This is a genomic window from Prosthecobacter sp. (assembly GCF_046154365.1).
Classification (GTDB): Bacteria; Verrucomicrobiota; Verrucomicrobiia; order Verrucomicrobiales; family Verrucomicrobiaceae; genus Prosthecobacter.
Genome location: NZ_JBJXFV010000237.1, coordinates 1 through 12,995, shown reverse-complemented (window position 1 = coordinate 12,995; position 12,995 = coordinate 1). Strand labels below are relative to the sequence as shown.

Here is a 12,995-nt window from a genome sequence, read left to right as displayed (position 1 = left end):
GCACAGAATATTGACCGCCAGATAGCACGGAGATGGTAATATCGAGGTCATGACTCGTCTTTTGATCTCCGTTTTTTCCTTGCTGGGACTGCTGCCGCTTCGCTCCCAGGAAGCGTTTCCACTCATCATCCTGCCAGTACGGGTGCACCTGGTGCAATCGGCCTACCATCCCCAACTCCAGACTACGTTGGGTGAAGCGGATGTCCGTGCCTTGTTTGTCGAAGTGAATACCATCTGGTCACAGGCGGGTATTCGCTTTCAATTGGAGGCCGTCGGTGTTCTGAGTGCTCTCAATGTGGTGCCCAAAAAGTGGTTCGAAAAGGATCGCAACTGGGTGAAATCTGCCATTCCGACGAATCGTTTCAGCGCTGCCGCCATCGACGTGTGTTTTGTCGGAGAAATGGGTCCCAATGGGTTTTTCTATGGGGAACCAGTCGTGGTATGCGAGAAGCCTGAATTTACCAAGGTCCAAGGAGGGGCGGACAATCCTGTCGCACGAGTTGCCGCTCACGAACTAGGCCATGTGCTCTTTCTACAACATCGCCAAGACCACACCAACCTGATGGCATCTGGTCGCAACGGCATCTCGTTGAACAAGCAGGAGATCAATGACGCACGACAACGTGCCCGGCAGATCATGGGTCAGGTGTCGTTGCCTTAAAACGATGCAATGCCGCCAGCAATGCGGCACCCAGAGACTGAATTTGCGCTAAAGAATGCATTGCACAGGCGGTAACACGCAGCCGGGCGCGTCCACGAGCAACAGTGGGATAGCGGATGCAGGGGATGAGAAATCCAGCCTCGCGTAGCCGGGTGCTGGCGCTCATGGCCAGTTCTTCATCGCCCAAAATCACCGGCAAAATGGCGCTTGGCGTTAGTTGCGGCTCGATCCCGATGCTCCGTAGGATGTCCTTCATTGTTTGAGCGTTGTCATGAAGTGTCTGCCTCAAAACCTCGCCTTTTTCACTGCGGAGGACGTTCAGCGCCACGCTGATCGCATGCGCCAGATGAAACGGTGGGGCCGTCGAATAAATAAAACTCCGCGCCCGATTGATTAGCAGGTCGATCACCTTCCTTGAAGCCGCCAGATAGCCACCGCTGAGACCAAATGCCTTGCTCATCGTCCCCATGTGCAAATCCACACGCTGAGCCACGCCGAGTTCAGCCGCGAGGCCGCGTCCCTGCGGCCCCAGCACGCCCACGGCATGCGCTTCATCCACCAGCAGCCAGGCACCGTGTTTTTCCTTCAACTCCACGATTTCCCGCAACGGAGCCGCGTCGCCATCCATGCTGAAAATCGACTCGGTGACGACCAACACGCGTCCCTTGGCTGTTTTCAGCAGGCGTTCGAGCTTTTCGAGGTGGTTGTGCGGAAACACACGGATCGTCGCCCCGCTCAAGCGCGCTGCATCCACGAGGCTGGCGTGGCACAGCTTGTCGAGAATGAGGGTATCTCCTGCGCCAACCAGCGCCGGGATGGTCCCCAGAGCGACGGCGAATCCACTGCTGAAGGTCAGCGCCGCCTCGGTGCCTTTGAAATCAGCCAGCGCCTCTTCAAGCTCGACATGCACGCGATGCGTGCCGCACACCAGCCGTGAGGCACCCGATCCGCCGCCGTATCTGGCCACGCCTTCGGCAAGTGCCGTCCGTATTTCCGGCGAACCAGCGAGTCCGAGGTAATCATTCGAGGAAAAATTGATCCACTCGCGGCCACCTGCTCGGACGATGACACCATCCACCTCATCCAACGGCCGCAGTTCACGCCACAGTCCCTGCGCGCGCAGTTCGTCGAGCTGCGCTGCGATGTTCCATGGCTCCGTGCGTTCCTCCATGCGTTATTCCTTCAAGCGGCGCTCCACCACATCATCCTTCGCCACACCGAGCGACAATGCCTTCTCATAGTGCCGCCGCGCCAGTTCGATCGCCGGTGGGCGCCGCTCAAGCAGCATCAGCGCCATGTTGAAATGCGCGGTACCGTAATCCGGCTTCATGTCGATGGCACGCTGTAGCTCCGCCTCCGCCGCATCGTTCCAGCCAAGTCCTTTGGCCGCAATCGCCAGATAATTGTGCGCCCGTGCATCCTCCGGGTCTTCGTGAATCGCCCGCGCAAAGCACGAGATCGCCCGATAGGTATCGCCCTGCCGTTGCAGCAGCAGCCCCAGCGCCGTCCACGAAGGCGCGAGTTGAGGATTGAACTGCACCGATTTCTCGAAGCACTCGATGGCACGCACCGCCTCACCAGCCTGCTGCTCCACCGCGCCCAGATTTGCCCACACCAAGGCGTTGCCGTCATCCAGTTCCAGCATTTCCCGGTAAGCCTTCCGGGCGGATGCCCAGTCTTTCTTGCCAAACGCCGCTGCGGCACGTTCACCCAGCACTTTTGTATGCGGTGGCAGCATGCCGGTCTTGTTCATGTTCGCCGGGTTGATCGGCGCGGCCTCCTGTGCCTGGCAGATCGCCGACACCAGCAACAGCACGGAGATTTTCAATGGATTCACAAACATCATGCCGCGACCATGCGCAGAAACCGGCGCAGGAAAACCTCTTGCGTGCTCGACATGACAGGTAATGTTCGACCGAACAGCCAAAACGCCGCCATGTTGCTCGATACCGACACTCGTCTCACCGCCCGCCAGCAGGAACTCCTCGATTACCTCCGCAGCTACCAGCGCACCGAAGGTGTCATGCCCTCCACGCGTGACATCCAGCGCCACTTCGGCTTCTCCAGCCAGACCGCCGCCATGAGCCACCTGCGGGCGCTGGAAAAAAAAGGCGTAATCCAGCGCCACGCACACAAAGCCCGCGCCGTCGTCTTCCCCGAGGATCTTGACCGTGCCGAAATCATCGACATTCCCGTCTTCGGCCAAATCCCTGCCGGCATGTCTGCCGCAGACATGGTCCAGCACGCCGAGAAATGCATCTCCGTCGATGTGAACACCCTCGGCATCCCGCGCACCGCCAAAAGCTTTGCGCTCAAAGTGCGCGGCGAATCCATGATCGGCGCCCTCATCGGCGATGGCGATCTCGTCATTCTCGAAATCCGTGAGCCACGCCCCCGCGACATCGTCGCCGCCCTCATCGACGGGGAAACGACCCTCAAGCGCTATCTCATCAAAGACACGCAGCCCTTCCTCAAGGCCGAAAACCCCGAGTTCCCCGATCTTATCCCCGCCCGCGAGTTGATGATTCAAGGTGTCATGATCGGCCTCATCCGCCATGTGCGCCCTTCTTGACTGCCTTGACCAGTCTTGACGACGACTTGACCTGCCTCATCCCACATACCGCTCCCGCAGGTGCTCGATGTGCCATTTAGCATCCGTCGGCTTGCCAGTGGCCTTCGCGATGATCTCCTGCGGCAGCAGCGCGCCACCGTAGGCATGCACATTGTCACGCAGCCACTTCAGCAGCGGCGCGTAGTTGCATTTCTCCAGCGCTGTGGCGATTTTCTTCTGCTTCTTCGCTGACGCGAACAACTGCGCCGCATTCAGGTTCCCCAGCGTGTAGGTCGCAAAATAACCCAGCCCGCCCATGCTCCAGTGAATGTCCTGGAGACAGCCGCGCCGGTCATCCGGCGGCGTCATGCCAAACAGCTCGCGATATTCCTCATTCCACACCTTCGGCACATCCTTCACCGCCAGTTCGCCCTTCACCAGCCGGCGCTCGATGCCAAAGCGCAGCAGGATGTGCAGATCATACGTCGCCTCATCTGCCTCGACACGGATGAAGCTGAATTCCGAGCGCAGCATCTCCTTCATAAAAGCGTCCAGCTTTACCTTCTTCAGATGCGGGAAGAGTTCCTTCGCCCGTGGCAGCCATTTCGACCAAAACGTGCGGCTGCGGCCCACATGATTCTCCCACAGCCGGCTCTGCGACTCGTGGATGCCCAGCGATGCCGCACTGCCCGAGTACATGCCGTAATCCAGCCCCGGCAGCCCCTGTTCATACAAACCGTGCCCCGCCTCATGCAGCACGCCGAAGAGCGACGACAAAAAATCCTTCTCATCATAGCGCGTCGTCAGCCGCACATCGCCCGGCCCCAGCGTCGTGCAAAACGGATGCGCCGTCGTGTCGATGCGGCCCGCGTCGAAATCAAAACCGATGCTCTCGGCGATCTCGCGATTCAAAATCTGCTGCTTCTCAATCGGATACTTCCCACGCAACGCTCCCGGCTTCACCTTCTTCGATTTCGCCACCGCTGCGCGGGCGATTTCGGCCAGTTGCGGCTTCAGCTTCTCAAACAACGCCGCCACCTCCCGCGTCTTCGCCCCACGTTCATACAGATCCAGCAGCGCATCATACGGCTCGTCCTCGTAGCCAAACAAATCCGCCTTCTTTTGCGCAATGGTGAGCACCTTCTCCAGGTGCGGTGCAAACATCGTAAAGTTCGACTTCCCGCGTGCCTCCGCCCACGCCGCCTTCGCATGCGCGCACACCTCGCTCTCCTCCTTCACCAGCTTTTGCGGCAGTTTCGTCGCCTTGTCGATGTCCCGCCGCAAGCCGCGCACATTCGCCGCCTGCGTCGCATCCTCCGGCATCTCCGTCTCCGCACGTTCCAGCAGCTTCAGCGTATGCTTCGAGGTCAGCAACGCATGCGCCTTCCCCGTCAGATACGACAACTGCCGCGCCCGATGATCCAGCGCCTTCTCCGGCATGTAAGTCTCCTGATCCCAGCCCAAAACGGACTCCGTGGAGGTGATCAGGGCGATTTCAGAAACAACGTCGCAGAGAGATTGGTAGGCGGTCATGTGCGAAGCCGTGGCGAGTTCACACCAGGGCGCAAGCATGATTCATCTCAAGGAGCCACTTCCAGCCCCTCCGCTTTCGCCAGTTCATGCTGATGCTTGTCGAAAGTCAGCAACCCACGCGCCTTGAAGATGACGGGGCGGAAACATGCAGCACATCCAGCGCTCGGCAGACGCATCCCGTGGTCGCATGCATGCTGATTCGATGTGCATGCGGGAACCATTGATGATGCGGAACATCCTTGCGTTGGAGGTATCCTTCCAAGACAGAACGATGGATGTCGGCCAGTGCAGCCTGCATCTTTTCACGGGTCAGCCTTCCATCTGCCACCGCCGCTCGCAGCGCGGTTTCCGCTTCCAAGACCGTCAGGCGCGTGATGAGAATGGGGAAATCTGCGCATTTCCCCAGCCACCGCTTCGCCGCCGGGGTGTTCGAATCCTCTCCAAAGGCGGAAACAAGATAGCTGGCATCAGAATACCATTTCACAGGCGGCGGAGAACCAGAACCGGGTTTTCAGGCAACTGGTCAAAGGGAGGCAGTTCACGATCCAGCAACCACGCCAGCCCGCTGGCGTCGAGTTTGTGCTTTCGGGCGGGTTTTTTCCTCGCGGTATGTGCGGGGGCAAGTTTTTTGGCCGATGCTTTCATGACGCAGATGGTGGACTCCATTCGCCGAGAATCAAGCACCCACCGGATGCCACGTCGTCTTGAACTCGATCAGCGCCCGAATCTCCTCCGCGCCCTGCATCTTTTCCGCGAACCAGTCGATGGGTTCTTCGGCCTTCAGCAATCGCACACGCTTCACACTTTCCGCCGCACCGAGTTTCAGCGTCTTGCGGTCTTCAGCATTCGCCACACCGCTCAGCGCTCGCAAATGCTCATGCGTGGCAAAGGTGGGCAGCATTTCGCCGCGCTGGCCGGTGAGCAGGTTCACCACGCCACCGGGGAGATCGCTGGTGGCCAGCATTTCGCCAAGGAGGATGCTCGGATACGGCTGCGTGGTGCTGGCGAGCGCCACGACGCTGTTTCCGCTCGTGATCGCTGGCAAAATCAGCGAAGCCAGCGCCAGCAGCGGTGAATCATCCGGCGCGATGACTCCGATGATCCCCATCGGCTCCGTGACAGTGAAATTGAAATGCGCAGAGGCCACCGGATTCACGCTGCCGAGGATCTGCTCGTATTTATCCGTCCAGCCTGCGTAATGCACCACGCGCTCGATGCTCGCCGCCACCTCGCGTGAAGCATCCGCTTTGGAACTACCACCAAGCGCGATCGCCTCCGCCAACTCGACACCCCGCGCCTCCATCATCTCCGCCAGCCGATACAAAATCTGCCCGCGATTGAAAGCCGTTCGCTTCGCCCAGCCCGGCCCGGCCTTCGCCGCAGCTTCGACGGCATTGCGCAGGTCTTTACGCGTGCATTGCGGGATGTTGGCGAAAAACGCGCCAGAGGCATCATGCAACTCGGCCACGCGTCCGCTCTCGCTGCGAATGAATGCACCGCCGACGTAGCATTTGGGTGTTTTGGTGATGTGAAGTCGTGACATGACGGTTAGACGAGTTTGCAGTAGTCCAGCAGCCCCTGCTTGCCGCCTTCGCGACCGAAGCCGGACTCTTTGTAGCCGCCGAAGGGGCTGGTGGGATCGAACTTGTTGTAGGTGTTGGCCCAGACGACGCCGGCTTTGAGCAGCGTGCTCATTTTCAGGATGCGGCTGCCTTTGTCGGTCCAAACACCAGCGCTGAGGCCAAAGGCGGTGTTGTTGGCTTTCTCGACGGCTTCCTCGGGCGTGCGGAAGGTCAGGATGCTGAGTACGGGGCCGAAGATTTCCTCCCGCGCGATGCGGTGGCTCATGCTGACGCCGGAGAACAGCGTTGGCTTGAAGTAGAAGCCCTTCGTTGGAAGTCGGCACGGGCTCTGATGCATCTCCGCACCTTCCTTCACGCCGCTTTGCACGAGTTCGGTGATCTTGACGAGTTGCTCGCGGCTGTTGATCGCGCCGAGGTCGGTGTTCTTGTCCATCGGATCGCCCACACGCAGCACGGCGATGCGGCGCTTGAGCTTCGCCAGGACTTCATCCGCCACGCTTTCCTGCACGAGCAGTCTGGAACCCGCACAGCACACATGACCTTGATTGAAGAAGATGCCGTTCACGATGCCCTCCACGGCCTGATCGAGCGGCGCATCGTCAAAGACGATGTTCGCGGCCTTGCCGCCGAGTTCCAGCGTCATCTTCTTCTCCGTGCCCGCCAGCGAGCGCATGATGATCTTCCCGACCTCCGTGCTGCCGGTGAATGCCACTTTCGTGGTCAGCGGATGATTGATCACTGCCGCGCCGGTCTCGCCGGCTCCGCTGACGATGTTCACCACACCATTCGGCAGTCCAGCTTCCTGGCAAATCTCGCCAAACTTCAGCGCGGTGATGCTGGTGGTCTCCGCCGGCTTCAACACGACGCAATTCCCCGCCGCGAGCGCTGGCGCAATTTTCCACGCGAGCATCAGCAGCGGAAAATTCCACGGAATGACCTGCCCCACGACGCCATGCGGCGCGATCTGCCTGCCGGGGGCCAGAAACTCCAGCTTGTCCGCCCAGCCCGCATGATAAAAGAAATGCGCAGCCGCCATCGGCACATCAAAGTCGCGCGATTCCTTGATTGGCTTCCCGCCATCCATCGTCTCCGCGATGGCGAACTCGCGCGCATGGTCCTGCAGCAACCGCGCAATGCGATACAGATACTTCCCGCGCTCCTTGCCCGGCATCTTGCCCCACACACTTGTGAATGCTTTTTGTGCCGCCGCACAGGCCGAATCGACATCCGTCGCATCCGCCAGCGCAATGTCGGCGATCTTCGTCTCATTCGCCGGATTGATCGTGGCGAAGTATTTCCCGCTGTGCGGCGGCACGAAGGAGCCGTTGATGAACAGATCGTAGCGCTGCTTCAACTTCGGATTCGCCGTCTCCGGTGCTGGATCGAACTCCCACAGATCGCCAAAGACGAGTTCGCGGGTGGGCTTGGGACGAGCAGAAGTTTTCTTGGCGGCAGGCATAATGAATGAGTCTGAGAGATCGCGAGTGTTTTGCCAAGTGAGGAGTTTAGCGCTGCGAGTTGCCACGATAACCCAAGCTTGCCTGGCGTTGCTAGCTTCTCGGATTGAGTCATCAGACCAGCAACAGGAAGTCCACGTCCTTGCTAAACTGCGCCGCGCCGTAGAACACGCAGGCCTAGCCGCCCATAAGCAATGCCTGCACCTGATGTTTGCGCATCGTCAAAAGGACTTGTCGGATCGGGGTCGGGATCAAGGCTGCCTCCCATGGTTAAGTATTGGGCGAAGATCTGCTCGCTCTGCCGAAAGCGCTCCAGAGGGCTGAGGTCCAGCCACTCCTTCCACTCGTCCGGCAGTTGTTCGTAGGTCATCGCGCTTCAGTTTAGCGGTTTGGAAAGGCGGCGCCTGTTGCCCAGTGAGATCAGGCCGTTTTTTTTCGCCTGCGAACGACACGCGCAGTGGGAGGAAGCGGGGAAAGGAGGCTGCGGACTTCTTTCTCCGTCAGCCCCGTGATGGTCGCCACCAGTTCCGGCGACAACCCCTGCGCTAGTGATACCCGAGCGATCCGCCAAGCAGCCGTTTGATCACCATGTTTCATGCCCTGCTGCATGCCCTGCTGCATGCCCGCACGCTGCGCATAAAGCAGCATGTTCTTCTGATCTTCGCGGTAGAGTTGTTGTTTGGTCATGGTCTGTGACTCCGAGGGTGAAAGGTTGTCGTGCCGGGCGAGGCGCAGGGCATCTCGCACAGCATGGCTTGTGACGGCACGCGGGACATTGCGCCATGCTGGGGCATTTTTCAAGAACTCCAGCCAGTCATGTAAAGGATGGCTCGCGGAAAGCTTGGAGAGGTCGGCTTTCGGAAGCTCGATGAAGATGATTTCCATGCCGCTGGTGGGCCAGCCAGCACCGGTTTTCTTTTCCTGCAAAGCATAGTGACTCAGCCATGCGTTCGTTTCAGGCAGCAACACACAATCGGCCACCGTGATGACGGTCACGGGGCGGATGCGGGTGTAGTCCGAGCCGCGGCCGAGCTGGGAGGAGAGACATTTCGCGCCGTTGTAGAGCACTCGTTCGCAAAATCCGGCTACGGGAAACATCTGCATCTCGATGAGCACCTCACGACCACCGGCAAGTGTAGCGCGGACATCCACGACCGTATTTTTGAGGTTCTTGACCTGTGACGGCAGGTAAGGATCGAGGATTTTGACACTTTGGATCACCTGCTCGCCTTGATGCAGTAGATCATTGAGGAAGCCCACCAGCACGGGGCCGCTCTCACGCGAGCCAAAAATGCGTTTGAAGGCCCAGTCGTTGGTAGGATCGATGAAAGTCATGGCGATGAAGAAGGAGTGCTTCAATATCCCTCCGTGGCGTCACTGAAATTCCACGGAGCTTGATAGGCACCGGTGCGTTCTTTTTCGAGCTGGCGGACGAGATCGTTCAGCAAGGCGGACGCGCCGAAACGGTAGCGGCGGTTGTTCAGCCACTCGTCACCGAGGGTTTCTTTGACGGCGACGAGGAAGTGCAGCGCCTGTTTCGCCGTGCGGATGCCGCCGGCGGGTTTCATGGCGATGGGGACGCCGGTGGCGAGGAAGTGATCGCGGATGGCCTCCAGCATGACCTGGTTGTTGCCGAGCGTGGCGTTCGACGAGGTCTTGCCGGTGCTGGTCTTGATGAAGTCGTTTGGGCGGATCACGCGCATGGCGAGGAAGCTGGCAGCGCGAAGGTTGTCATAAGTTTCGAGTTCGCTGACCTCCAAGATGACCTTCAGCGTCGCTTTGCCGCAGGCTTCGACCACGGCGGCGATTTCATCCTGCATGCAGCCGAATTCGCCGCTGAGGAAGGCACCGCGATTGATGACCATGTCAATTTCATCGGCACCATCGTTCACGGCGGCATGAACTTCAGCGAGACGTGTCTTCAGCGGAGCCTGACCTGACGGGAAGGCGGTGGCGACGGAGGCGATCTTCACGCTCGTACCGCCGACGTGCTTCTTCGCATGCTTCACCATCGCCGGATAAACGCAGACGGCGGCGGTGGAGGGAATGTCCCCGACATCATGCGGCGTGAGCGCCTTCTGACACAGAGAGGCCACTTTGCCGGGCGTGTCTTTGCCTTCGAGTGTGGTCAGATCGACCATCGTCACGGCGAGACGCAGGCCGAAGACTTTCGACTTCTTCTTGATGCTGCGGGTGGTGTACTTGGCCACACGCTCCTCAATGCCGACATGATCGACGGTGCCGATCTCATCGAAAAGTCGGCGGAGGCTGGCGGGAGCTTTGGCGGCGGGCATGGTGTTATTCAGTCACGGGCAGGAAGGAAAGACAACCATTTCATCAAACCCCACCGAGCTTCAGTTCGCGCAGTGGCTTCGGTTCGTCGCCCACGGCCTGGAAGCGCATCTGCATCGCGCCGTTGGCGATGGTCACGAGCGTGAAGCCGGGGCGGAACTCGGGCGCGTTGTAACCGGGGGCCTGCTGGGATTCGAGCTTGCGGTCCTGGTTGTAGAGCGCGGAGGGGAAGCAGACTTCATGCAGCGGCGCATGGTCGTTCCAGCCACGCAGGCCGTTGTGAAAATGGCCGTGGAAGCTGGCGAGAATGCGCGGCGCGTGCTTGTTCGTGATCGCATAAAACTCCGCCTGGCCGCTGCCGGGTTTCACATACCAGCCACGGTCGGGATGGAGGTTGTGATGCACCGGCACATGGCAGCAGAGCAGCAGGTGTAGATTTTTCGCCGCTGCGTCATCGCATGTTTTGCCCAGCCAGGTGAGCTGCTCGGGCCTGAAGAAGCCATCGTGTGAATCGCGGTGTGCGTTGTTCATGAGCACGACGCGCAGCCATTGATGATCGAAAAACGTGTCCACCTCCTGCCGCAGATGCTGCTGGAAGCCTGCGACGGGATCGTGGTTGCCGGGAATTTCGTACACCGGCTTGGTGATGACCTTTTGGCCTGCGAGATACACCGGATACTGCTCCACACGACCACCGTCGATCACATCACCGAGATGCAGCACGAACGCGCCCTCCGCAGCGGCGATTGCGGCGGCGGTTTTCAACCACAGCTTCTGCGCGGTGTCCTTGTCCTTGTAGCCGAGATGCGTGTCAGTGACGATGATGAACGAGAGTGCCGCAGGCGGAGCGTGTTGAGCGCGGAGGCAGTCAGGGCGCAGCACCAGCGTGCTGGTGCCGAGGCTGGTGATGAAATGGCGGCGGTTCATGCGGCGGAGTGTAATCAAAAAAGTTTCATGCTGGCAAGGGGCATCTCCGCAGCGTATTTCATCCCACCATGAGCAATATGATCCCCCTCGTCTATGACTCGCCCGTGTTTCGCATGGCCTGCCAGCAGTTTGATCTGGTGGCTGACTTTTTGGAGATCCCCGAAAGCTCCCGCGACCGCCTGAAGCTGCCAAAACGCTCCGTGAGCGTGGCGATGCCGGTGCGGCGCGATGACGGCAGCACCACGGTCTTCATGGGCTACCGCGTGCAGCATCATCTCACACTCGGGCCGACGAAAGGCGGCGTGCGGTTTCATCCTGAGGTCACGCTGGGTGAAGTAGCCGCGCTGGCGATGTGGATGAGCTGGAAATGCGCGCTGACCGGCCTGCCGTATGGCGGAGCCAAAGGCGGCGTGACGTGCAATCCGCGTGAGCTTTCCATTGGTGAACTGGAGCGCGTGACGCGGCGCTACACGCAGGAGCTGATCCCGTTCATCGGCCCGCAGATCGACATCCCCGCGCCGGACATGGGCACCAACGAGCAGACGATGGCGTGGATGATGGACACGTATTCGCTGCAAACCGGCCATTGCGTCCCGGCGGTCGTCACGGGCAAGCCGGTGAGCATCGGTGGATCGCTCGGACGGCGTGAATCGACCGGACGTGGAGTGGCGTATCTCATTTCGCGTGCGATGGACACCCTCGGCATCGCTGCGAGCGGTGCGACGGCCGTTGTACAGGGCTATGGCAACGTCGGTGCTGTCGCTGCGTCCTCACTGTCGCGCATGGGCATCAAAGTCATCGCCGTGAGCGATGCGTTTGGCGGCTTGTTCAACGCGAACGGCATCGATCTCGCGAAACTCGACGAGTACGTCGCCAACACTCGCAGCATCGTCGGCTTTGATGGCGCGGAGGCTATATCCAACGAGCAACTGCTCATCACACCATGCGACATCCTCGTGCCCGCCGCCCTCGAACGGCAGATCACTGGCGACAACGCCGCCAAGATCCAGTGCCGCATCCTCGCCGAAGGCGCGAACGGACCCACCACGCCCGAGGCCGACGCGATCATCTCGCAACGCCCGGAGATCTTCGTGATTCCGGACATCCTCTGCAATGCCGGTGGTGTGGTCGTCTCCTACTTCGAATGGGTGCAGGACTTGCAGAGCTTCTTCTGGGACGAAGGTGAGGTGATGAGCAAACTCTACCGCATCCTCGAACACGCCTTCGTGCAGACGCTCAACCTCAGCCGCAAACGCAACGTCAGCATGCGCTTCGCCGCCCTGAGCCTCGGCATCAAACGCGTGCATGAGGCGAAGCAGATTCGCGGGCTGTTTCCGTAGCCTGGCTCTCCAGAGCCGGGTCTGGGAACTTGCGGGAGACCGGGGACGTTCGGCTCGTCTCTGGAAAAGCAAGCGGGGCGGCGAACGCCGCTGTCTCCCATCTTGACGGCGTCCGCCATTCTGGTCATCCTCAGTGGGAATTGAAAATAATGCCTGTCATGGACACCGGACTTACCGTGCTGATGGCTTAGCGCTTTGCGGGGGTATTGTTTCTTCCGCGTCAGCGTGTGCCATGCCACATGCGCCAGAAACACCGGTGCCTCCACCAGATAGCGTTTTCACAACCGTCTGGGCTCGCGTGACATGCGGTAGAACCACTCGATCTTCATCTGCTGCATCCACTGCGATGCCCGTGGAAACACCCCGGCGGAAAAGTCGAGGAACGCGCCGACACCGACGCCGAGCCGCGCGCCCGTCTGCGCCTGAGGGTGCGTCGCCGGAATGATGTAGATTAAAGCGAAGCAGCAGACGGCTGGGAGTGCTGTTGCCAGAAGTGGTTCCAGCGTGAGGGCGTCAGGTAGAGGGCACGCAAAGAGATCAGCGCATCGCTCGCGGCGATGCTCCAGCGCATGCCGCTCTGGCACATGCGTTGCTTGATGAGCGTTTTGCACGCGGCCTCCGTCACGCCGCTGCCGATGGGTTGCCCTTTCT

At 60.0% G+C, this 12,995-nt stretch carries 14 protein-coding genes and 1 pseudogene; 3 read left to right on the top strand and 12 right to left on the bottom strand.

The genetic code is table 11. The annotated features are described in order from the left end of the window. Positions 1-49: 49 nt before the first annotated feature. Complete coding sequence (locus ACKVY0_RS29720; RefSeq protein ID WP_409218514.1) at positions 50-661, top strand: matrixin family metalloprotease; 612 nt, start codon at positions 50-52, stop codon at positions 659-661. Here the strand turns inward: ACKVY0_RS29720 and ACKVY0_RS29715 are convergent. Together ACKVY0_RS29715 and ACKVY0_RS29710 are read right to left on the bottom strand one after the other, a co-directional pair. Next, on the bottom strand, positions 636-1,832 hold the full coding sequence (locus ACKVY0_RS29715) for an aminotransferase class I/II-fold pyridoxal phosphate-dependent enzyme (protein WP_409218513.1): 1,197 nt from the start codon (positions 1,830-1,832) through the stop codon (positions 636-638). The genes ACKVY0_RS29720 and ACKVY0_RS29715 overlap by 26 nt on opposite strands. 3 nt (positions 1,833-1,835) lie before the next feature. Next, entirely contained in the window at positions 1,836-2,507 is a 672-nt protein-coding gene (locus tag ACKVY0_RS29710; protein WP_409218512.1) for a tetratricopeptide repeat protein, read from the bottom strand. 90 nt (positions 2,508-2,597) lie between these two features. Between ACKVY0_RS29710 and lexA the strand changes: the two genes are divergently transcribed. After that, on the top strand, positions 2,598-3,233 hold the full coding sequence (gene lexA / locus ACKVY0_RS29705; RefSeq protein WP_409218511.1) for a transcriptional repressor LexA: 636 nt from the start codon (positions 2,598-2,600) through the stop codon (positions 3,231-3,233). Between the two features lie 36 nt (positions 3,234-3,269). Here the strand turns inward: lexA and ACKVY0_RS29700 are convergent, their stop codons facing one another. From ACKVY0_RS29700 to ACKVY0_RS29665, 8 genes are all read right to left on the bottom strand, one after another. Continuing rightward, positions 3,270-4,784 (bottom strand): carboxypeptidase M32, encoded by a 1,515-nt coding sequence (locus ACKVY0_RS29700; protein WP_409218510.1) that lies wholly within the window; start codon positions 4,782-4,784, stop codon positions 3,270-3,272. Positions 4,785-5,225: 441 nt separating this feature from the next. Further along, positions 5,226-5,411, bottom strand: coding sequence for a hypothetical protein (locus ACKVY0_RS29695; protein WP_409218509.1), 186 nt, complete (start codon positions 5,409-5,411; stop codon positions 5,226-5,228). 10 nt (positions 5,412-5,421) lie between these two features. Next, positions 5,422-6,288 (bottom strand): aldehyde dehydrogenase family protein, encoded by an 867-nt coding sequence (locus tag ACKVY0_RS29690; RefSeq protein ID WP_409218508.1) that lies wholly within the window; start codon positions 6,286-6,288, stop codon positions 5,422-5,424. Between the two features lie 5 nt (positions 6,289-6,293). After that, positions 6,294-7,724 carry an aldehyde dehydrogenase family protein gene (locus ACKVY0_RS29685; RefSeq protein WP_409218528.1) on the bottom strand — a complete coding sequence of 477 codons (1,431 nt, stop codon included), beginning with the start codon at positions 7,722-7,724 and terminating at the stop codon, positions 6,294-6,296. A gap of 206 nt (positions 7,725-7,930) precedes the next feature. Beyond that, positions 7,931-8,155 carry a hypothetical protein gene (locus ACKVY0_RS29680; protein ID WP_409218507.1) on the bottom strand — a complete coding sequence of 75 codons (225 nt, stop codon included), beginning with the start codon at positions 8,153-8,155 and terminating at the stop codon, positions 7,931-7,933. A gap of 50 nt (positions 8,156-8,205) precedes the next feature. Continuing rightward, positions 8,206-9,120, bottom strand: a complete 915-nt coding sequence (locus tag ACKVY0_RS29675) for an Rpn family recombination-promoting nuclease/putative transposase (RefSeq protein WP_409218506.1) — start codon at positions 9,118-9,120, stop codon at positions 8,206-8,208. 20 nt (positions 9,121-9,140) lie between these two features. Beyond that, positions 9,141-10,079, bottom strand: a complete 939-nt coding sequence (gene deoC / locus ACKVY0_RS29670; RefSeq protein WP_409218505.1) for a deoxyribose-phosphate aldolase — start codon at positions 10,077-10,079, stop codon at positions 9,141-9,143. A 43-nt stretch (positions 10,080-10,122) separates the two neighbouring features. Beyond that, a complete protein-coding gene (locus ACKVY0_RS29665; RefSeq protein WP_409218504.1) occupies positions 10,123-11,004 on the bottom strand; it encodes a metallophosphoesterase family protein in 882 nt (293 codons plus the stop codon). Positions 11,005-11,072: 68 nt separating this feature from the next. Between ACKVY0_RS29665 and ACKVY0_RS29660 the strand changes: the two genes are divergently transcribed. Next, positions 11,073-12,344: a Glu/Leu/Phe/Val family dehydrogenase gene (locus tag ACKVY0_RS29660; protein ID WP_409218503.1), complete on the top strand. Its 1,272-nt coding sequence runs from the start codon at positions 11,073-11,075 to the stop codon at positions 12,342-12,344. A gap of 278 nt (positions 12,345-12,622) precedes the next feature. On the opposite strand, the gene ACKVY0_RS29655 is transcribed toward ACKVY0_RS29660, so the two are convergent. After that, on the bottom strand, positions 12,623-12,787 hold the full coding sequence (locus tag ACKVY0_RS29655; protein ID WP_409218527.1) for a WecB/TagA/CpsF family glycosyltransferase: 165 nt from the start codon (positions 12,785-12,787) through the stop codon (positions 12,623-12,625). 8 nt (positions 12,788-12,795) lie between these two features. Then, positions 12,796-12,995: pseudogene (locus ACKVY0_RS29650) on the bottom strand (ISKra4 family transposase); the annotation flags it as partial.

Bases quoted from the DNA above. Each gene is read 5' to 3' on its own strand.
- ACKVY0_RS29710 (WP_409218512.1), bottom strand. From the start codon at position 2,507: ATGATGTTTGTGAATCCATTGAAAATCTCCGTGCTGTTGCTGGTGTCG.
- ACKVY0_RS29680 (WP_409218507.1), bottom strand. From the start codon at position 8,155: ATGACCTACGAACAACTGCCGGACGAGTGGAAGGAGTGGCTGGACCTC.
- deoC (WP_409218505.1), bottom strand. From the start codon at position 10,079: ATGCCCGCCGCCAAAGCTCCCGCCAGCCTCCGCCGACTTTTCGATGAG.
- ACKVY0_RS29660 (WP_409218503.1), top strand. From the start codon at position 11,073: ATGAGCAATATGATCCCCCTCGTCTATGACTCGCCCGTGTTTCGCATG.
- ACKVY0_RS29715 (WP_409218513.1), bottom strand. From the start codon at position 1,832: ATGGAGGAACGCACGGAGCCATGGAACATCGCAGCGCAGCTCGACGAA.
- ACKVY0_RS29720 (WP_409218514.1), top strand. From the start codon at position 50: ATGACTCGTCTTTTGATCTCCGTTTTTTCCTTGCTGGGACTGCTGCCG.
- ACKVY0_RS29695 (WP_409218509.1), bottom strand. From the start codon at position 5,411: ATGGAGTCCACCATCTGCGTCATGAAAGCATCGGCCAAAAAACTTGCC.
- ACKVY0_RS29690 (WP_409218508.1), bottom strand. From the start codon at position 6,288: ATGTCACGACTTCACATCACCAAAACACCCAAATGCTACGTCGGCGGT.
- ACKVY0_RS29665 (WP_409218504.1), bottom strand. From the start codon at position 11,004: ATGAACCGCCGCCATTTCATCACCAGCCTCGGCACCAGCACGCTGGTG.
- ACKVY0_RS29700 (WP_409218510.1), bottom strand. From the start codon at position 4,784: ATGCTTGCGCCCTGGTGTGAACTCGCCACGGCTTCGCACATGACCGCC.
- lexA (WP_409218511.1), top strand. From the start codon at position 2,598: ATGTTGCTCGATACCGACACTCGTCTCACCGCCCGCCAGCAGGAACTC.
- ACKVY0_RS29675 (WP_409218506.1), bottom strand. From the start codon at position 9,120: ATGACTTTCATCGATCCTACCAACGACTGGGCCTTCAAACGCATTTTT.